Origin of the sequence: Streptomyces sp. NPDC000229 (genome assembly GCF_040300825.1) — a bacterium.
Classification (GTDB): Bacteria; Actinomycetota; Actinomycetes; order Streptomycetales; family Streptomycetaceae; genus Streptomyces.
Map to the genome: position 1 here is coordinate 146,191 of NZ_JBEPEL010000005.1, position 18,891 is coordinate 165,081.

An 18,891-nucleotide genomic window follows, 5' to 3' on the forward strand; every position below is an offset into this window, starting at 1 on the left:
CTGAGTTCTGAGTTCTGCGGCAGGGCGGGAGAAGAAGGGCAGACATGCCGAACCGAGACAACTGGCAGGGCGACGTCCTGCGCGACCTGCGCGCCGGCGCCGCCCGGCAGCCCGCGCCGCAGGAGGGTACGGGGGCCCCTTCCAGCCCCGGTGCCCCCGGAACGCCCGCGCCCGGTCCGGCCCAGCAGGGCTCGCCCGCCCCGGTGGGGAACCCCCAGGCGCCCCAGGCGGAGCCTCCGCACGCCCAGCCGCGACAAGGCCATGTCGCCGCCTCCGCCCCGCCCGCCACAGCCACCGCCCCGCAGCCGCACGCCCACGCCCCCGCGCAGGTGCCGCACCAGCAGGCGCCCCACGCCCCCCGCGCGCCGCAGGCGCCCCACGCCGCCGCCCCCGCCCCGTACCCCCAGGGGCCCGCCACACCCGACTCGCGGCCCGTCGTCGACAAGGACCTCGCCGCCGCCGGGCGGAAGCCGCGCCGGGGCGAGCCGTTGACCACCCGCGCCCTCCGCGCCGTCCGGCGTACCGTGTCCTCCTCCACCGCGCGGGAGGTCGCCGAGACGACCCGTACCGCCGAGACGCTCCAGCAACCGGTGACGACCGGGCGGCAGATCGCCGTGACGTCCATCCGCGGCGGGGCCGGCAAGTCGACCGTCGCCGCGCTGCTCGGACTCACGTACGCGCACTACCGGCAGGACCCCGTCCTCCTCGTCGAGGCCGACCCGGCGCTCGGGTCGCTGCCCTTGCGGCTGGGCGCCGAGACGCTGCGGTGGACCACCGGCGACGTCGCCGGGATCGTCGAGCCGCAGATGTCGCTGCTGGACGTGACCGGTTACCTCGTCCAGCTGCCCGACAACGCCTGGCTCCTGCCGGGCAGCCAGGGCCGGATCGGCGCCATGCTGGACACCCGGGCGTACGAGCGGGTCATGGTGGCGCTGCGCCGCTACTTCGGCGTGACCGTCGTCGACTGCGAGACCCTGCCCGCCGAGGTGGCGCGGGCCGCGCTGTCCGCCGCCCAGGCCCGCGTGCTGACGACGCCCGCCACGCTGGAGGGCATCGCCAGCACCCACGCGGTGCTCCAGTGGATGCAGGGCCTGCCCCGCCACATCATCGCGGGCACCGTCGTCGTCCTCACCGAACTGGTGCCGCACGCCGGGCTGGACCTCGACGAGGCCGCCCGGAAGCTCGCCGCCACCGGGGCGACCGTCCAGGTCCTGCCGTACGACCGGCACCTGGCGGCCGGCGGCACGATCCGTACCGAGCTGCTCGCCCACCCCACCCGGCAGGCCGCCACCCGGCTGGCCGCGGACGTGTTCCGGTTGTCCCAGAAGCGCCACTGAGGGGGAGCGGACCGATGACCACCCGGCTGATACACCGCCCCGCCAGGACCACCCGGCCGCCCGCCGCCTCCGAGGCGCGCACCATCGAGGCCCCGCCCAACCTCCCGGAGGGCAAGGGCGGCAACATCGCGATGTCGCTGCTGCCCGTCGCCGGTGTCATGTCGTCCGTCGTGATGATGACGGTCGTGCGCAACAGCCAGTTCGCCGCGCTCGGCGCGCTGATCCTCGTCATCACCATCATCGGTTCGCTCGTGCTGGTCTTCTCGCAGCGCGGCAAGGCCCAGCGCACCCGCCGTACCCAGCGCGAGGCCTACCTCGCGTACCTCGAGGACCTGCGCGAGGAGCTGTCCGCCGAGGAGCGTGAGCGGCGTGAACGCGCCGACGTGCTCAACCCGCCGCCGCACGCGCTGTACGACATCGTCCGCGACCCCGCCCGGCTGTGGGAGCGCCGGCGGCTCGACGCCGACTTCCTGCGCGTACGGGTCGGCACCGGCGAGATGCCGGTGCGCGACCTGAGGATCGCCGACCAGGGGTCGTCCGTCCTCACCCCGCCCGACCGGTTCATGCTCAACGAGGCGTCGGCGCTGATGGACCGCTTCCGCACCGGCACCGAACTCCCCCTGACCGTCCCGCTGGACCGCGTCGGCAACATCAGCGTCGTCGGCCCCCGCGAGGACTGCCTGCGGGTCGCGCGCGCCCTGCTCGTGCAGGCCGCCTCCCTCCATGCCCCCGACGACGTGGCCATCGCCCTCGCGGTGCCCGGCGAACGGCTCGCGGAGTGGGAGTGGGCCAAGTGGATGCCGCACCTGCTGGACACCGACCAGTTCGACGGGCCCGTCGCCGCCCGCCGCATCGCCCCCTCGGCGCCGCAGCTCGCCCGGCAGCTCGGCCCCGAGCTGCGCCGCCGCGCCTCCTACGCGGCCGAGGTGCGCCGGGGCCTGTCCGGCAAGGACGCCCTGTCCATGTCGTCCCGGCTGCTGGTGGTCACCGACGGGCACGGCGAGGACGCCGTCGACCTGCCGCGCCCCGACGACGCGGTGGGCCTGCGGGAGATGGGCGTCACCGTCCTGCACCTGCTGGAGCAGCGCGTCCAGGAGCCGGGCCACGTCGGCGTACGGATCACCGTCGACGGCGACCAGGTCCTCATCGAGGACCTCCGCGAGGAGGAGCCGGTCAGCGCGCACGGCACGGTCGACGAGGTGTCCGTCCCGTTCGCGGAGGGCCTCGCCCGGATGCTGGCGCCGCTGCGGCTGTCCGCCGAGTCGATGGTCGACGCGCCGCTGTCCGGGCCGGTCGACTTCGCCGACCTGCTCGGCATCGACGACGTGGCGCGCCTCGACCTCGCGACGCTGTGGGCGCCGCGCGGGGAGCGGGCCTTCCTGCGCGTACCGATCGGCATCAGTGACGCGCGTGAACCGGTGCTGCTGGACCTGAAGGAGTCCTCCGAGCTGGGCATGGGACCGCACGGCCTGTGCGTCGGCGCGACCGGCTCCGGAAAGTCGGAGCTGCTGCGCACCCTCGTCCTGGCGCTGGTGGCCACCCACCCGCCCGAGGACCTCGCCCTGGTCCTCGTCGACTACAAGGGCGGCGCGACCTTCGCCCCGTTCGCGGAGCTGCCGCACGTCGCCGGTGTCATCACCAACCTGGAGAACCAGGCCGGTCTGGTGGAGCGCGTCCACGCCTCCCTCGCCGGTGAGGTCAAGCGCCGCCAGCAGGTCCTCAAGGACGCGGGCAACGTCGCCGACATCGGCGACTACGCGGCGCTGCGCGCCGAGAAGCGGCCCGACCTGGAGCCGCTGCCGCACCTGTTCATCGTCATCGACGAGTTCGGTGAACTCCTCACCGCCAAGCCGGACTTCATCGACCTGTTCCTGTCCATCGGCCGCATCGGCCGCTCGATCGGCGTGCACCTGCTGCTGTCCAGCCAGCGCATCGAGGGCGGCCGGCTGAAGGGCCTGGACACCTACCTGTCGTACCGGCTGGGCCTGCGCACGTTCTCCGCCGACGAGTCCCGTACGGTCCTGGACACCACCGACGCCTTCCACCTGCCGCCGCTGCCCGGCTTCGGCTACCTGAAGGTCGACACCAGCCACTACGAGCGGTTCAAGGCGAGTTACGTCTCCGGCGCCTACCGCGGCCCCGTCCGGCGCACCGAGGACGAGGACACCGGGCCGCTGGCCCTGGAGTACGAGGCGTACAACACCCTCGGCGCCTCGGAGGAGACCGGCCCCAAGGAGAGCACGGTACGGCGACGCGAGACCGGGCCGACCGAACTCGGCGTCATGGTCGAGCAGTTGGAGAACGCTCGCACCGACCCGGTGCGCCGCATCTGGCTGCCGCCGCTGCCGGACGCGATCGCCCTCGACCAGGTCGCGGGCCCCCTCCAGGCAGGTCCGCGCGGTATGCAGCTCGCGGCGCGGCGCGGACCCCTCCAGGTGCCGCTCGGCCTGCTCGACGACCCGACCAGGCAGTGGCAGGGCCAGTGGTTCCTGGACCTGACGGTGGCGGGCGGCCACGCCGCCGTCATCGGCGGCCCGCAGTCCGGCAAGACCACCCTCCTCCGTACGCTCGTCCTCTCCCTCGCCCTCACCCACACCCCGCAGGAGGTCGGCGTCTACGGCCTCGACCTGGTCGGCGGCGGCCTCCAGGCCCTCTCCGGCCTGCCGCACGTCGGCGGCATCGCGAGCCGCGCCGACCGCGAGCGGGCCGCCCGTACCGTCGAAGAGGTGCGGAACATGCTGACCGCCCGTGAGGACCTCTTCCGCGAGCACAACATCGACTCCGTCGAGCAGCTGCGCACCCTCCATGCGGCGGGCCGGCTGCCGGAGCTGGCCTCCGCCGAGATCGTCCTCGTCATCGACGGCTTCGGCGCGCTGCGCGACGACTTCGACGAACTCGACGACGCGGTGGTCGACATCCTCAAGCGGGGCGGCGGGTACGGCATCCACGTCGTCGCCGGGATGCTCCGCTGGAACGACGTCCGCATCGCGACCCAGTCGTACTTCGGCACCCGCGTCGAGCTGCGCCTCAACGACGCCACCGAGACCAGCATCGACCGCAAGCTCGCCGAGACCCTCGTCCCCGACGAGCCGGGCCGTGTCCTCACCGACGGCAAGCTGTTCGCGCAGGCCGCCCTGCCCCGTACGGACGGCCTGGCCGACACCACCGACCTGGGCACCGTCCTGGAGCGCACCGCCCGGCGGGTCCGCGCCGCCTGGAGCGGCGAGGTCGCCCAGCCGGTGCGGGTCCTGCCGCACGTCCTGGAGCCGCACCTGCTTCCGGGGCCGGTCGCCGAGCCCAAGCGGGTGCCGATCGGCCTGGACCAGACGGCGCTCGCGCCCGTGCTGCTGGACCTGTTCGCGCACGACCAGCACCTGCTGGTCATGGGCGACAGCGAGTGCGGCAAGACGAATCTGCTGAAGACCATCGCGGCCGGGCTCGTCGAGCGGTACGGGGAGGACGAACTGGTCCTCGCCGTCATGGACCCGCGGCGGGGCCTGCGGGGCGTCGTGCCCGAGGAGTTCCTCGGCGGGTACGCGTACAACGCCAAGCTGTGCGGGGGCCTTGCCGCCGGTATCGCCACCGAGCTGGAGAAGCGGCTGCCCGACGAGGGCGCCGCGCTGGAGGACCTGGAGCCGGGCAGCTGGGGCAGCGGTCCGCGGATCGTCGTCCTCGTCGACGACTACGACGTGCTGACGACGGCTGGCCAGGCGCCGCTCGCGCCGTTCCTGCCGTACATCCCCTCCGCCGTCGACATCGGCCTCCACTTCGTCCTGACGCGCCGCGTCGCGGGCGCCTCACGCGGTATGTACGAGCCGCTGGTGCAAGGCCTGCGCGAGTCGGGGGCGTCGGCGATCCTCATGGCGGGCGACCGCAGCGAGGGCCAGCTGTTCCCGGGCGTGTACGCCTCCCAGCAGCCGCCGGGGCGGGGCGTGCTCATCCGCAGGGGCCAGTCGAACCGCCTGATCCAGACGGTGTTCACGCCCGAGTAGCCCGACTTCACGTAGACGTAAGGACCGGACGACCCATGACCAAGGACGTCATCGCCCTCACCGAGCGCATGCCCGACCCGTGGACCGTGCTCGCCGGCCTGCTCTCCGGCGGCCCCGACAAGCTGGTGAGGACGGCCGGCGAGGACGCCGTCGTACAGCTCTGCGACGAGGAGGGCCGGCCGCTCGTCTCCGTCGAGGCGCCGCTGCTGGTGCAGGTGGCGGGTGAGGCCGAGCGGCTGCTGGGGGCGACGCCGCCACCCGTGCCGTTCTGGTGGACCGAGGCCCGCGCCACCACCGGGGTGGCGGAGGCGGAGCGGCTGGCGGGCACCTTCGCGGCCCGGCTGGCGTCGCTGACGGGCGGCTCGGCCTGGCCGCCGGAGGCCGCGCGGTCGCTGGCCGTGGTGGCGTCGGACGGGGTGGGCGTCGCGCCGCCGCAGGCCGCCGCGCAGCCCGCCGTGGACGTCCTCACCGACAAGGTGGCCGTCGTCATCCAGGACCGTCCGGTGGTGGCCATGACGGCATGGCTGGCGGACGCGTTCCGGGCGGCGGCCGAGGGCGGGCTCGGGCTCCAGATCGTCAGCCCGGCCGGCACCACGCTGTCCCCGGCGGTACGGGACTCCCTGTCCGGCCGGCCGTCGCGGTGGGTCGTGCAGGACGAGCGGGACGGCTACTACGACGGGCTGTCCGGGGCGGTGCTGGCGTGGCAGGAAGGGATGTTCTTCCCGGTCGCGGGGCCCGGCTCCACGGAGGAGGAGCTGCGCGCGCGGGTGGCCGCCTCGTACCAGGAGGGCGTCGAGGACACCGGCGAGCGGCAGTTGGCCGTGACGTTCCGCACGGTCCACCCGGCGGACGACCGGCTGGTGCTGGGCGGCGCGCTGGAGGCGGTGTGGCGTGAGCTGACCGGCGAGGCGCCGGCCGGGTGGGGCACGGCGGAGCCCGCCAACCTGCCGTGGTCGCTGCGCCGGTTGACGGAGGTGGCGCGCGAGCGGGCGCCCGAGCCGACGTGGGTGGTCGTGGTCGGCAGCCCGGAACGGCCGGGGCTCGCCACCGTACGCGTCAGCCGTACGAAGGCGGGCGTGGAGGAGGAGGTCACGCTGGCGTTCGGCTACGGGCCGGACGAGGAGCCTTTGGTGGACGCCGTGCCGAAGGCGGCCGAGGCGCTGGCCACCCGGCACCACCTGCAGTCGATGCTCGTACAACTTCGCAAAGCGCGTCGTGACCTGGCGGTGCCGCCGCGCTTCGAGGGGCCGGGAGTGCCGCTGGCCTTCGTGCTCGGTGCGGAGGAGGTCCGCGCCATGCCCGGTGACCGTGCGCGGAACACACCGCTGACCGAGGCGCCCGTGCAACTGGGCCCGAAAGCCCGCCCCGCGTTGTACTACCCGCTGCCCGGCGACCCGTCCGATCTGTCGGGGTGGCAGGACTTCGAGCGGCTGGTGCGGCACCTGAAAGGGGAGTGATCTCCTCCGATGTCATGCGTTCGTCACAGAGCGGTCAAAGCCGGTGATTGCTGATTGCAGGAGCGACGCATGAGTTGGTAGGCATGTAGCCGTACATTCGATCCATACGATCGTCCATCGCAGCGGGGGTAGCCCGATGAAGTTCGATATGGGGGCACAGGTCCTTTCCACCCTGATGTCCCAGTCGCAGGGTTCGAGCAACGACCTCGGCCTGTTGATCCGGCAGCTGGTGCAGGCAGCGGCGCCGCTGGAGGGCAAGTTCCACGGCTCGGGCAAGGTGGCGTTCGACTCGTTCAAGTCGCGCTCGGACGAGATCACGGCGGCGCTGAACGGTTCGCTGGCGGCCATCCTGGGCGGCCAGTCGGGCATGGAGTCGGCATTCGGCTCCGGTGACCAGGAGCAGGGTGACAACGCGCGGACGCAGATGTCGTCGGCGAACTTCGACGCGGCGCGTTTCTCGGGCCGCTAGACCGATCCGTACACCGATCCGTACACGGGGAGTTGATTGCTGATGGCTGCTGCGGGTGGCGACCGTCGTGCGTACGACACGGGTGCCTCGTCCGAGGCGCAGATGAACATCCAGGCGGTGATCGCTCGTCTGGAGCAGGTGATCTCCGCGCGTGACGCGCAGGTGAAGGCCGCGATGACGGACTTCGCGGCCGATGGCGTCGCGGACGAGTACCACGGCAAGGAGCTGCGCTGGAACGCGGCCTCGCAGGAGGTCCGCAACATCATCCAGCTGCTGAAGACGACGCTGGAGAAGAACGACGCGACCGCGCAAGCGACGCTGCAACGCGCGAAGGCCGCGGTCGACAACATCGGCTGACGCGGGTACGGGGGAGCGTTTTTCATGACGGCGTGGGACATCCAGCCCCAGGGGGTGCAGGGTCAGCTGAAGGTCGTCGGCACGCATGCCGGGGACTTGGAGAAGGCCCTGAACGCCCTGGTCACGGACATGCAGCAGGCCGCTCAGGCGGCGGGTACGGCGGTGCCGGGTTCGGCCGCGAACATTCCGTTGCAGGGGCCGACGGCCTCCGGCGCGCCGCTGACGCAGAAGGCGACGGGCCCGGTGGGCGCGGCGCTGGCCGAGTACATGACCGCCCGGCAGAAGACGCACTTCGAGCCCATGGCGAAACGTATCCAGGCAGCGGTCATCGGCGCGGCCACGGCGACCAACGAGTACGTCGAGGGTGACCTCGACCAGGCCAAGGAGGCCCAGGACGCGGCCCGGCAGGTGCGGCTGGACCTGCTGAAGGAGCTCGGGGGGAAGAAGTGAGCGAGAACCAGCCGGTCAACCCTGCCGAAGTACCGGTCTTCACCGGCGATCTGGAACTGCTCGACGAGAAGGTGAAGGCGCTGTCCGGCGCCGGTGGCAAGATCGCCACCGCCGCCGGTGACGTCCACAGCTCCTTCGGCGGCCTGAGCGCCTTCTACAAGGCCCCCGAGGCCGACCAGCTGTTCGCCACGACGCAGCCGGTCAAGGACAAGGCGCTCACCATCAGCTCGGACATGTGCACCATCGCGGGTGCGCTGGGTACGTACGCCAGTGACATCCGCCCCCTGAAGCAGAAGCTGGACGACCTGCGCCAGGACGCCGTCGCCTTCCGGCAGAAGATCGCCGAGGACGACAAGTGGCGCGAGGACGGCGACCTGGTCGAGGAGAACAACAACCGCCGCAACGAGATCGCCGAGGTGTGGACCCAGTTCCAGGCCGCCGAGCGTGCCGCCCACGCGAAGATCGTCGCGCTGGTCGGCGGCAAGGCGCTCAAGGTCAACGACGGTTCCAACGGCGAGGGCATGTACGGCTACGACGCCGAGGCCCTCAAGCAGGCCAAGAGCCTGCCGTGGGGCGACGCGGTGGAGGAGTCGACGCCGTGGTGGCAGGTGTGGGAGCACGCCTACGACTTCGGCAAGGGCATCGTCGTCGACGGCGTGTGGGGCACGATCAAGGGCCTGGGCACCCTGGTCGGCTTCCAGGGCTGGGACGCGGCCGGGCAGGCGTGGAAGGGCCTGGGCCTGCTGGCCACGGGTCTGGTCATCACCGCCAGCCCGCTGGGCGCGGCGTACTGGATGGCCGACGACAAGGACCTGCCCGGCTGGATCAGGGACTCCCGTACGGCCATGAAGGAGACCGGCAAGGCGCTGGTCGCCTGGGACCAGTGGGGCTCCAACCCGGCCCGCGCGGCCGGCGCGGTCACCTTCAACGTGCTGACCACCGTCTTCACCGGCGGCGCGGGTGGCGCGGTGTCGGGTGCGGGCAAGGCGGGCGCGGCGGCCCGGGCGATCTCCTTCGCGGGCAAGGCCGGCCGGGCGATCGACCCGACGACGTACCTCTTCAAGGGCGCCGGCGCGGGCATCACGAAGATCGGTGACGTGATGACCGGTCTCAAGGGCATGGGCAACATCGACCTGCCGCCCATCCCCGAAGGCACGGTCGTGCTCCCCGAGGGCTCCCTGATGCGCCCCGACGGCACGATCCACCTCCCGGACGGCACCCCCGTGCCCCCCGGCGCCATCGAGGTCCCCCGCGACGCGGTCCGCCTCCCGGAGGGCGCCCCGGTACCGCCGGGCGCGGTCGACCTCGGCGACGGCGTGGTCAAGCTCCCGGACGACGTCCCGGCCCCGGCGGGCTCGGTGCCCCTCCAGGAGGGCACGGTCGCCCTCCCCAAGGACACCCCGACCCTGCCCCCGGACGCGAACCCCCTCCCCGTCCGCGAGGGCGACCCGGCCCGCTACCTGGACGGCGAGGGCAACATCCTCGACGAGAACGGCAACGTCGTCAGCAGCGCCGAGGACGCGCCCCCGGACGTGGTCGACCGGGGCACCGACCCCGACGCCGCCCCCACCACGGGCGCGGACAATCCCCGCGTCGACACCCCGGCCAAGGTCCCGGCCATGGCGGGCGCGGCCGTCCACGCGGGCGACAACACCGCCATCCACCTGGGCAACAGCCTGGACACCAACCTGGGCGACGTGGGCCGCGTCGGCGACGACCTCCCCACCCACGTCCCGGACACCCCGGGCGGCCTCGCGGACAACACCCCGGGCGGCCTCGCCGACAACCTGCCCACCGGCCAGGCCGGCGACAACCTCCCGGGCGGCGGCGCGGGCGACCAACTGCCCACCAACAGCCTGGACAACACGCCGACGGGCGGCGCCGATCACGTGCCCGGTGGCCATGGTGACGGCCCGACCGGTGGTGGTGGTGACGAAACCCCCGCCGGCGGCGGCCATGGGGACGGTCCCGGCGGCAACGGGCCGGGTGGGGACGGCCCCGGCGGCAACGGACCGGATGGACCGGATGGAACGGACGGACCGGACGGACCCAACGGGCCCGAGGATCCGAGCTGGGCCCGGCCCACGGAGGACTCCGGTCCCTTCGAGCGCGGCGGTGAGACGGAACAACAGATCCGGGACCAGCTCCGTGGCACGAAGGTCAAGCCCGGTGACGTCGACGCGATCCTGAAGACCCTGGCCGGACATCCGGCCGGCAAGGAGATCGCCGAAACGATCGCTTCGGGCCGCTACAAGGATTCCTACGGCTTCTCGACAGTGGTGTCCAATCTGTCGAGGCCGAGCGAGGTTCCCGGCAGCCTTGAGCAGATCCGTCTGGCCAACCGGCTGCACGAAAGCGGACTCACCGACATTTCGTTCGAGGTCAAGCAAGGCGGCCATGAGATCAAGCCCGGCGTTTTCACCGAGGTGAAGACGGACCTGGATGTGATGGCGCGGGACGCGAACGGCAATGTGCACGGCTGGCAGTTCAAGGACATGACCGGAGTAGACTCCACAACGAACCCGAGCAAAGTCGTCGACAAGATGTTCAAGAACATCGGTCAGCTCACGGACTCCCACGCGGATGTGCAGACATTCGTGGTCGACACCAAGGTTGCGAAGAGCGACATGGCAACCCAGATCGGGCGACTCCAGAAGGGGTACGAGGGGAAGAACGTGCAGTTCGTCATTCGTACGCCGGACGGAATCATCTTTGTGCCGCGTGACGGCAAGTTCATGCCGGAGGGAACGCTGTGATCGCCAGTACACCGGTCGCCCGCTGGACGTGGGGCGGCGAGGACGATTCGGCGGACGCGCTGGTTCGCTGCCTGCGTGACCTGCTCGTCGCGCACTCCGTCCTGGCCGCTCACCGACTCGCCATTGGCGAGACGAAGGTGCGACTGTCGGTGTCCGAATCGGGCAAGTCCAACGTCCAGCTGTTCCGGGGCGACCTCGCACTCTCCGCAGGACAGCATCCCGGTGAGGCCCTTGAGCGCTTCGCTCAGGAGGTCAGGGCCGCGCTGCGCCCCGGCGAGATCGGCTCCGTGGACGCCTCCGTGGACTGCGTCGGCCTGGTCGCGGGCCCAGCGGGGGAACACCACCAGGAGAACCTGTTCCTGCTGGGCGCTTCCGCGTTCGCCGACTTCGTCACCGTCGAACTGGTGACGTTCTCCGACGGCTGGATGGCCTACGACCTGAAGGGCCGCGCACAGCCCGGCGTGCACCAGGCGAACGCGCCACGGCTGTCGGCCGGCCTGCGTGATCTCGCGGAGGCGCTCGGCACGGAGACGGATCCGGAAGACCCGACGTACTTCGGTAAGCCGACGGAGACAGGCGTCGAGAACTTCTTCGGAAGCGATGGCAGCGCCTCCGATGTCTGGTCGAGTTTCGAGGTCCCCTACCGAAACCGCGTATTCCACCACGCGCCCGAATTCGAGGCGGCGTACAAGCGCTCTGCAGACGGCGAAGTGCGTTACGTTCCCGTGCGAGGTGAGCACGGGGTGCTCGGCTATCTCTGGGCCTCCGACGTCGAGAACGCCGCGAGTTTCGAGCCCCGGGACGATGCCGGCGAGGAGGGGTACAAGACCGGGCTCATGTGGCTGGACCGTCTGCGTTCCGCGTACGCCCGCGATCTGTCACCCCTCCAGGCCCTCGCCGAACTGGCGGACCTCTCGGAGGGCGACAGTCCACGCACGTGCGACCTGGTGGCGCTGCGCGAACTGGCGAGTGGTGACTGACGGCGTCGACGCGTCAGGGGCGAGCTTCCGAGGCGCCCGCCCCTGCTCCGGCCACACGGTTCCGCCGTTCCGGACCACCAGCGGATTGGGCTGGTCGGCCTCGTAGAACCGGGTCCAGCCGATGTGGACGGCGCCCTCGCACCGGCGGTGTGCGTCGGTGGTCCTGGCCGCCGGCCAGGCGAGCAGTTCGCCGACCTCGCCGAACCGGTCGGGGTGGATCTCCTGGCGCGCGGTGAGGGCCCAGCCCCCGGGGCGGCGCCGTCTCCGGTCGCGGCCCGAGGCCGAGGTGCCGGCGGAGTTCGGCGGCCTCGTCGTCGGTGAGGTCGTCCCGTAGGTCCAGCGAGCGCTATCGCGAGCTCGTGGATGTCGGCCATGACGGCACCGTACCGGCGGCGGCGAGTCGCCGGCCGGGGCGCTGGAGTGGTACAGCTGCACCCACTCGGCGTCCAGCGAGGTGTGGGAACGGTCGACCGTGCCGGGCGAGTTGTGGCGGGGACGACGCGGTCTCGTTCCGGAGTCGTACCGCGCGTAGCGTGAGGCGCCCTACCGGCACGCGAATTGCAGGAGGCGCTGATGCGCGATCAGGACCGCTTGGTGATCGACCCGACCGGCCGCGACATCCACGGAGAAGCGGCCCGCTTACGTGAGCGAGGGCCCCTCGCGCGCGTCGAACTCCCCGGCGGGGTCGAGGCGTGGGCGGTCAGCAGCCCCGAGTTGTTGAAGCGGCTGCTCACCGATCCCCGGGTCTCCAAGGACCCTCGGCGGCACTGGCCGGCCTGGATCAACGGGGAGATCTCCCCTCAGTGGCCCCTGTTCACCTGGGTCGCGGTGCAGAACATGTTCACCGCGTACGGGGGTGAGCACAAGCGCCTCCGCACGCTGGTCGCCAAGGCGTTCACCGCGCGCCGGACCGCCGCCCTGCGGCCGCGCGTGGAGGAGATCACCGCGGACCTGCTGGACCGGATCGCCGAGGCGGGGCGGCGCGGCGACGTCGTGGACCTGCGGGAGATGTACGCGTACCCCCTCCCGATCCAGGTGATCAGCGAGCTGTTCGGCCTCCCCGAGGAGAAGCGGGAGGACCTGCGGTCCATCGTCGACAGCATCTTCCACACCTCCGCCGACCCGGACGAGGTCACCGCCACGTACACCAGGCTCTACGCCGTCATGGGCGAACTGGTCGCCGCCAAACGGCAGGCCCCGGGTGACGACATGACCAGTGGCCTCATCGCGGCGCGTGACGACGAGGGCGGCACCCGGCTGAGCGAGGAGGAACTGCTCGGCACCCTGGTGCTCATGATCGGCGCCGGTCACGAGACCACGGTCAACCTCATCGACAACGCCATCCACGCCCTGCTGACCCACCCCGAACAGCTCGCGCACGTACGGGCGGGACGCGCCTCGTGGGACGACGTGATCGAGGAGACGCTGCGGTCGGACGCGCCGGTCGCCAGTCTGCCGCTGCGGTACGCGGTCGATGACATCGTGCTCGATGACATCGCCCTCGACGAGGTGGTCATCCGCAAGGGCGAAGCGATCCTGGTCGCGTACGCCGCCGCGGGCCGCGATCCCGAGCGGTACGGGAAGGACGCCGACCGCTTCGACGTCACCCGTGCCGACAAGGAGCACCTGGCCTTCGGTCACGGCGTCCACTACTGCCTGGGTGCCCCGCTCGGCCGCATGGAGGCCCGTATCGCGCTGCCCGCGCTGTTCGAGCGGTTCCCGGACATGGCACTGGCCGCACCGCTGGAGGAGCTGCTGCCCGTGGAGTCGTTCATCTCCAACGGGCATCGTTCACTGCCGGTACGCCTCGGCGGTGGTGTGTAGAGGGCGGCGGCGAGCGGGGCGGCGCGGATGATCGCCGCGACCTGGTCCCGCCGTCCGGGAGGGGGGCCGGGGCCCGGTGGCGGGGGCGCCGCGTCCCGCGTCACGGCCGGGTGTACAGGCTGCGGCGCCGACGGGGGCAGGCCTGGGCGGCGGCCAGCAGCGCCTGGATCCGGTCCCCGAACTCGGCGGCCTCCCGCAGCGGGACGGTGAACGGCAGCCGTATGTCGGCGTGGGCGCGGGCGTGTTCGAGCCGCAGGGTGAGCCCGTACCGGTCGAGGCCCACGGGCACCACGCGCCGGACGCCGTGCAGGTACCGCGGCTCCACCAGCCGCGCGAGCCGGGCCACCGCGTCGGGGTGGTCGTCGGTGAGGTGCAGGAGCAGCCCCGCCTCGTGGCCCGCCAGCGGATCCGCCTCGGCGAGGACGAGTTCGTCCAGACCGACGCCGACGGCGCCGTCCCCCGTGTCGAGGGTGGCGCGCACCGGGTCCAGACGCAGCTCGACACGGCCCGCCCCGGTTTCCTCGCCGTCCTGGGTCAGCCACCCGGAGAGCGTGACCTTGGCGCGTACCCGGTCCCGTACGGCGGTCGGCGCCACATCGGTGAACTGCAGCATGGCGGCGAGGTCGCCCCGGGGAGCGCAGGCCACGGCTGCGGCGAGGTGGCAGTCGGCCGGCAGGCGCAACGTCAGCCGGGCCCGGCCGTCGAGGGTGTGCGCGCCGGCCAGGTCGCAGCGGTACCCGTCCGTCGTCACCGTCAGAGACCGCGCGGCGGCCAGCACGGACCGGACCCGTTCCGCGCCGGACGGCTCGGGTGGGCGGGCATCGGTGAGACTGCTCATCACTCACTCCTTAGGTTAGGCTTGCCTAACTTATCTGAGTGGCGCGGCTCCCGCCAGCGGTACGACGACTCCGCTCGCTTCCGGAAGCGGACATGGCCGGGCCCGTCGCTGCCGACGGCGTACCGCTCCCCCCTGACCACGCTGATCGACCGGCATCACCAGCTGGAACGTGAAGCGAGCGCCGCCTCCACGGACGAGGGCGAGCACCTGCCGGCCACTACGCTGTCCGAGCCCGGCGACCTGCTGCTGGGCGACGACCGCCGCACCCTGCGCGTCCGAGGAGCCCCATGACCGTCACCGCGGCCCGCCGTGCCTGGCTGACCGATCTGCCCGTACTGCTGGTCGCGGTGGTCTGGGGCTCCAGTTACCTGGCCGCGAAGGGCGTCACCACCAGCCAGACCGTCCTGGCCGTCCTGGTGCTGCGGTTCGCCGTCGTGCTGCCCGTGCTGGTGGTCACCGGGTGGCGCAGGCTGCGCGCGCTCAGCGGTGCGCAGATACGCGGGGCGGGCGTCCTCGGGCTGATCCTCGCCGCGATCTTCCTGCTGGAGACGTACGGAGTCGTCCACACCTCGGCGACCAACGCCGGACTCATCATCAGCCTCACCATGATCTTCACACCGATCGCGGAGAGCCGGATGTGCGGTACGCGCCTGCCGCGCTCGTTCGTCGCCGCGGCGGGGCTCTCCGTGCTCGGTGTGGTGCTGCTGACGCAGGGGGCGGGCTTCAGCGAGCCGTCGGTGGGCGATCTGCTGATGCTGGGCGCCGCCGTCGCCCGTACGGTGCACGTCCTCGCGATGTCGCGGATGCGGTCGGTGCGGGGCGCGGACGCCATGTCGCTGACGACCGTTCAGCTGGGCAGCTCGGTGGTGGTGTTCGCCCTGCTGTGCGCCGCCCCCGGGACGGGAGCCACCCCGTGGGCCGCCGCCGCGGACTTCGGGGCAGGCGACTGGGCGTGGCTGCTCTACCTGTCGGCCTTCTGCACGCTGTTCGCCTTCTTCGTCCAGATGTGGGCGGTACGCCGCACCTCGCCCTCCCGGGTCAGCCTGCTGCTCGGTACGGAACCGGTGTGGGCCGCCGTGGTGGGCATCGCCCTGGCCGGTGACCGGCCGGGCTGGCCGGGCCTGTTCGGCGTGGTGCTCATCCTGGCGGGCACGGCCTGGGGCCGCACGGCCGCGGACCCGGAGGCGGAGCCGACAGCCGCTGCCGAGCCGTCCGCCGTGCGCCCGCCCCGGTCGTCGGACACCGGCGCGCCGCGGCCGTCAGCCGTCGAGCCGGCCGGGCCGGACGGCACTCACCCCGGACTGGAATCGGCCGGCCGCCCCTAGGGCCTCTCGTTCGGACCCTGCTGGGCTCGTGACGCCTCGCCACTCCCTGATCCAGCCTGATCCAAACGAAAGACCCTGGCCGTTCGGTCATACCGGCGCCCCGCTCTCCGTGGGCGCCCTCGATCTCGCCGGCCGGTACGAGCCCGATGTCGCCCTGTCGACCTGCGGATGCCGGTCCTCGACGGTGTCGCCACCACCACCGAGATCACCGCCCGCCACCCGGGGCCCGCCTGCGACAGCCCGCCCACGTCCCCCTGGCCGCTCGGGAGACCGACGTACGGAACGCGGTGGCCGCCGGCCCCGCCAACGCCGCGATCGGCACCCGCCTGGTCGTTGCCGAGGAACGGTCAGGGCTCAGCCGCGGGCGAGCACATCACCGGTGAGGCCGAACCGCGCGCGCAGCGCGGCCTGGCCCGCATCGGTCACCGTGACCGTCCGGTTCGGGCTCCGGTGCACCAGCCAGGATGAGTCCAGGGCGTGCCGGAAGAGCGCCGCGCCCACCGCGCCGGCCAGGTGGGGGCGCTGCTCCGTCCAGTCCAGGCACGTACGGACATGGGGTCGCCAGGAGCTGTCCGGGCGGTCGTCGGCGATACCGAGCTCGCACAGCCAGTCCCGGCCCGCCGCGGTCAGGGCCGGTCCGTAGTCCCACGCCAGCAGCCCGAGTCCGGTCATCGCCTCGGTGATCGCCACGGCCAGCGCGCCCGCGAGATGGTCGTAACAGATCCGGGCGTGAGCCAGGGCGCGGCGGCGGTGGGAATCGGTCAGCGAGCGCACCGGGACCGGCCGGGACGGGGCCCGGGCAGCCAGGTTCTCGATCATTTCGGCGGTGTCCGCGCTCGCGAGTCGCAGCAGCCGGTTCCGGCCACGCCGCTCCTCGGCCAGGATGCCGCCCCGCACCAGCCGGTCGAGGTGCGCACTGGCGGTGGACTGTGCGACACCCGCCGTGCGGGCCAGCTCCGAGGCGGTCCAGGCGCGGCCGTCGAGCAACGCCAGACAGAACGCGGCGCGAGTACGGTCCGCCAGCAGCCCCGCGAACGCGGCGAGGTCGGGGCCGTCCGCGAAGGTTCCGTCGAAGCTGGTCACCCGAACAGTCTCGCCCGGCGACAGTTCGGCCGCCGACGAAGGGTTGGGATCTTAGGGTTCCGGTCCATGACGACAGTGACACACGAGGCGTCGCACACCGCGATAACCCCGAGCATCCTCTATTTCGGTACTTCCGTCGCCCTGTTGACCACCGGCAACGAGGACGGCTCGGCCAACCTGGCCCCGGTCTCCTCCGCCTGGGCGCTCGGGCAGACCGTGGTGCTCGGCCTGGGCGCCGACAGCCGGACCGCGGCCAACCTGGCCGCCCGGCCGGAATTGGTGATCAACCTTCCGTCGCCCGGCCTCTGGGAAGCGGTGGAACGGCTCGCCCCGCTCACCGGAGCAGCCCGCGTGCCCGCCGCCAAGCTGGCCCGCGGCTACCGCTACGAGCCCGACAAGTTCGCCGCGGCGGGCCTCACGCCCGTACCGTCCGGGACGGTGGGCCCTCCGCGCGTCGCCGAGTGCCCGCTCCAGCTCGAGGCCCGCGTCCGGCGCAGCTCACCGGACGCGGAGGGCCACTTCCTGATCGTGGAGTGCGCGGTCGTACGCGTCCACGCCGACCGGCGCATCGTCGTACCGGGCACCCAGCACATCGACCCCACCCTCTGGAGCCCGCTCATCTTCAACTTCCGCCACTATCAAGGCCTTGGGCCCGAACTCGGCCACTGCTTCACCTCGGAGACACCCACCGCGCGATGACGGGCCGGGTACGACGCGAACCGCCGTCGACCGGGCCCTCTCACCCTCGCCGTTTCAGCGCACGGGCCACGCGCGGGAGTTTCTCGTGGATCAGGCGGCCGAGCAGCGCGCCGCCGAAGACGACGACGCCCACACCGACGAGCCATGACTGAAGCACCAGGACGGTTCCGATGGCGCCGTACGTGACCGTACTGGAGGCGATCAGAGGGGAGAAGACGAGCTGGGAGAAGACTCTGAGGCCGAGCAGCCCGATCGCGGTGGCCACCGCGCCGGGCAGCAAGCCCCGCCAAGCGACCCGCCCGCCGAGCAGCATGCGCTGCGACCACCAGAAGAACACGGCAGAGCTCAGCAACGCCACGATGGCGCCGACAGGGGACTCCCAGCGCAGCGTGGTGGTCGCCGAGAAGAAGAGGTAACCGGTCAGTGCGCCGAGCCACACGACGTGCCGCCACCTGGCCCACCAGCGGGTCTGGGGCAGGTCCCAGACCTTCTCGTACCCGGCCTGAACCACCGCCGCGAAGGTCAGGCCGAAGACGGCGAGGGCGGCGATGCCGAATGCCGTTGTGGTCCGCAGGGCCTGACTGGGCGGTGTGAACAGCCGCTCCACCTCTCCTCGGGACGCCGCCGAGACGCCGAGCCCGTCGGCCAGCCACTGCCCGAACCCCCGTCCGCGCTCAGGATCGGCCGAGGACACGATGATCAGGAGCGGCACCAGCGTGAGCAGCCCGAGCGCCGCGAACCCCAGGGAACGCTGCCCCAGTTCGAGGCCGCGGCTCCGCCGCCACACCCGTCCGGCCGCTGAATCACCGAGTACGCGGCGCAGCCGCCTGGGACGGGACGGATGGCCTGGTTCGCGGGAAGGCTTCGTCGGCATGCTTGTCGACTACCACGGCCGGCACCCTCACCGCGCGAGGGCGCAACGCAGAGGATCCCGGGTGTCCTGAAGGCAACGGGCAACGGGCAACGGGCCGCCGGGCTCGGCGGCCGGCGGGCACCTGTGCCACGGCCGGCCCCTCAGCGGTGAGCCGTGCCCCTCCAGGGAACGGGCGCCGCCCACCGGCGGGCACCGACAAGGCGTCCCTGTCGCGCAAAGGACGCCGAGGGACCTCAAGCCACCGCACTGTGCCTGCGCCGTGTGCCGTGCGCCTCAGGCTCCGCTTCCCGGCTAGCCCTGTTCCCGGCGTTCCTGACCGTTCGGCCGAATATTCATATATTCCATGATGCATATGGTGGGCTCCGCTGAAATCGCCCTTATGGAACGTACATGAGCAAGATGTCTGCGTAATATGCCAGCCGTCGGAAATGGGCGATTCCGGACATCCGG

At 72.2% G+C, this 18,891-nt stretch carries 15 protein-coding genes; 12 read left to right on the forward strand and 3 right to left on the reverse strand.

The features are described 5' to 3' along the window. Positions 1 to 44 precede the first annotated feature (44 nt). The 9 genes from ABT360_RS05230 to ABT360_RS05270 all read left to right on the forward strand — a co-directional run bounded on the left by ABT360_RS05230 (position 45) and on the right by ABT360_RS05270 (position 13,622). Entirely contained in the window at positions 45 to 1,337 is a 1,293-nt protein-coding gene (locus ABT360_RS05230; protein ID WP_351810939.1) for a MinD/ParA family ATP-binding protein, read from the forward strand. 14 nt (positions 1,338 to 1,351) lie between these two features. Further along, positions 1,352 to 5,329, forward strand: a complete 3,978-nt coding sequence (eccCa, locus tag ABT360_RS05235; protein WP_351810942.1) for a type VII secretion protein EccCa — start codon at positions 1,352 to 1,354, stop codon at positions 5,327 to 5,329. A gap of 35 nt (positions 5,330 to 5,364) precedes the next feature. Then, a complete protein-coding gene (locus ABT360_RS05240; RefSeq protein ID WP_351810945.1) occupies positions 5,365 to 6,786 on the forward strand; it encodes a DUF6177 family protein in 1,422 nt (473 codons plus the stop codon). Positions 6,787 to 6,922: 136 nt separating this feature from the next. Beyond that, positions 6,923 to 7,255, forward strand: a complete 333-nt coding sequence (locus ABT360_RS05245; protein WP_084898432.1) for a hypothetical protein — start codon at positions 6,923 to 6,925, stop codon at positions 7,253 to 7,255. Positions 7,256 to 7,297: 42 nt separating this feature from the next. After that, positions 7,298 to 7,612, forward strand: a complete 315-nt coding sequence (locus ABT360_RS05250) for a pore-forming ESAT-6 family protein (protein WP_351810949.1) — start codon at positions 7,298 to 7,300, stop codon at positions 7,610 to 7,612. 24 nt (positions 7,613 to 7,636) lie between these two features. Then, a complete protein-coding gene (locus tag ABT360_RS05255; protein WP_351810952.1) occupies positions 7,637 to 8,062 on the forward strand; it encodes a DUF6507 family protein in 426 nt (141 codons plus the stop codon). After that, positions 8,059 to 10,818 (forward strand): hypothetical protein, encoded by a 2,760-nt coding sequence (locus ABT360_RS05260; protein WP_351810955.1) that lies wholly within the window; start codon positions 8,059 to 8,061, stop codon positions 10,816 to 10,818. The genes ABT360_RS05255 and ABT360_RS05260 overlap by 4 nt, the downstream gene beginning before the upstream one ends. Next, positions 10,815 to 11,798 (forward strand): hypothetical protein, encoded by a 984-nt coding sequence (locus tag ABT360_RS05265; RefSeq protein ID WP_351810958.1) that lies wholly within the window; start codon positions 10,815 to 10,817, stop codon positions 11,796 to 11,798. Before ABT360_RS05260 ends, ABT360_RS05265 begins: the two co-directional genes overlap by 4 nt. Positions 11,799 to 12,371: 573 nt before the next feature. Further along, complete coding sequence (locus ABT360_RS05270) at positions 12,372 to 13,622, forward strand: cytochrome P450 family protein (RefSeq protein WP_351810961.1); 1,251 nt, start codon at positions 12,372 to 12,374, stop codon at positions 13,620 to 13,622. Positions 13,623 to 13,722: 100 nt separating this feature from the next. Here the strand turns inward: ABT360_RS05270 and ABT360_RS05275 are convergent, their stop codons facing one another. Then, on the reverse strand, positions 13,723 to 14,460 hold the full coding sequence (locus tag ABT360_RS05275) for a DUF2470 domain-containing protein (protein ID WP_351810964.1): 738 nt from the start codon (positions 14,458 to 14,460) through the stop codon (positions 13,723 to 13,725). A 21-nt stretch (positions 14,461 to 14,481) separates the two neighbouring features. Here ABT360_RS05275 and ABT360_RS05280 point away from each other — a divergent pair, with 21 nt between their 5' ends. Beyond that, on the forward strand, positions 14,482 to 14,751 hold the full coding sequence (locus tag ABT360_RS05280) for a hypothetical protein (protein ID WP_351810966.1): 270 nt from the start codon (positions 14,482 to 14,484) through the stop codon (positions 14,749 to 14,751). After that, positions 14,748 to 15,785 carry a DMT family transporter gene (locus ABT360_RS05285; RefSeq protein ID WP_351810969.1) on the forward strand — a complete coding sequence of 346 codons (1,038 nt, stop codon included), beginning with the start codon at positions 14,748 to 14,750 and terminating at the stop codon, positions 15,783 to 15,785. The genes ABT360_RS05280 and ABT360_RS05285 overlap by 4 nt, the downstream gene beginning before the upstream one ends. 354 nt (positions 15,786 to 16,139) lie before the next feature. On the opposite strand, the gene ABT360_RS05290 is transcribed toward ABT360_RS05285, so the two are convergent. Beyond that, the gene (locus ABT360_RS05290; protein WP_351810972.1) at positions 16,140 to 16,868 is read right to left on the reverse strand and encodes a winged helix-turn-helix domain-containing protein; all 729 of its coding nucleotides are present in this window, start codon (positions 16,866 to 16,868) and stop codon (positions 16,140 to 16,142) included. A gap of 66 nt (positions 16,869 to 16,934) precedes the next feature. Between ABT360_RS05290 and ABT360_RS05295 the strand changes: the two genes are divergently transcribed. After that, entirely contained in the window at positions 16,935 to 17,567 is a 633-nt protein-coding gene (locus ABT360_RS05295) for a flavin reductase family protein (protein WP_351810975.1), read from the forward strand. A gap of 40 nt (positions 17,568 to 17,607) precedes the next feature. Here the strand turns inward: ABT360_RS05295 and ABT360_RS05300 are convergent, their stop codons facing one another. Further along, positions 17,608 to 18,441 (reverse strand): YhjD/YihY/BrkB family envelope integrity protein, encoded by an 834-nt coding sequence (locus ABT360_RS05300; protein WP_351810978.1) that lies wholly within the window; start codon positions 18,439 to 18,441, stop codon positions 17,608 to 17,610. Positions 18,442 to 18,891: the final 450 nt, after the last annotated feature.